The 920-nt window shown below is 62.0% G+C and carries 1 protein-coding gene; it reads left to right on the top strand.

What is annotated here, in order from left to right; translation table 11 throughout:
- Positions 1-879, top strand: an 879-nt coding sequence (locus tag AB4Y44_RS42395; RefSeq protein WP_368702815.1) for an IS3 family transposase, incomplete at its 5' end; no start/stop codon positions are given.
- Positions 880-920: the final 41 nt, after the last annotated feature.

The raw sequence follows: 920 nt of genomic DNA, 5'->3' as shown, positions 1-920 counted from the left end.
TTTATCGAACGGGAGCACAAGCGCTGGCCGGCGTCGCTGCTGTGCGAGTTGCTGGAGGTCAGCCCGAGCGGGTATCACCAGCGGCGTCAGCGGGCTGCAGCGGGCCGGGAGAGGCACAGCCCGGTACGAATCAGCGACGATGCCTTGCTGGCCAACATCCGCGCGATCCATGCGCAGGTCAAGGGTGAGTACGGCTGGCCGCGCATGACGAAAGAACTGGTTGCACGTGGTGTGCGCGTGGGTAAGGAGCGGGTTCGCAATCTGATGGCGCGGCACGGCATTCGTGCTCGGCACAAGCGCAAGTTCATCGCGACGACGAATTCGAACCATAACCTGCCGGTCGCGCCGAACTTGCTGAAGCGTAACTTCACGACGAGTGCGCCGAATCAGGTCTGGACGAGCGACATCACGTACTGCGCGACTGCAGAAGGCTGGGTTTATCTGGCGGTCATCATCGACCTGTTCAGCAGGCAGGTGGTGGGCTGGTCGATGCAGCCTCACATGAAGGCCGAGCTGGTCACTGACGCGCTGCGCATGGCATGGTTCAGACGGCGTCCGCCGCCGGGCCTGATCATGCACAGCGACCGGGGCAGCCAGTATTGCAGCGGGCTGTTTCAGGACACGCTGAAAGCATATGGCATGCGTTCGTCGATGAGCCGCCGTGGCGATTGCTGGGACAACGCGCCGACCGAAAGCTTGTGGGGTTCGCTGACAGTCGGTCGCCTGCATGGTCGGCACTTCGCCACACGGCGCGCGGTGATGGACGAAATCGTTGATTGGCTGGGTTTCTACAATGCCCATCGGCTACACTCGACGCTCGATTACGTCAGCCCTATGACGTTCGAGAAGAACTGGCTCGCTGCCCAGCGAGCCGCCTGAATTCCCTCGGCTATGGGATACGTCAAACAGGGGTAAGGTCA

This window comes from Paraburkholderia sp. BR10937, from assembly GCF_040965695.1.
Lineage (GTDB): Bacteria > Pseudomonadota > Gammaproteobacteria > Burkholderiales > Burkholderiaceae > Paraburkholderia.
This window is presented reverse-complemented; position numbering and strand designations above follow the sequence as displayed.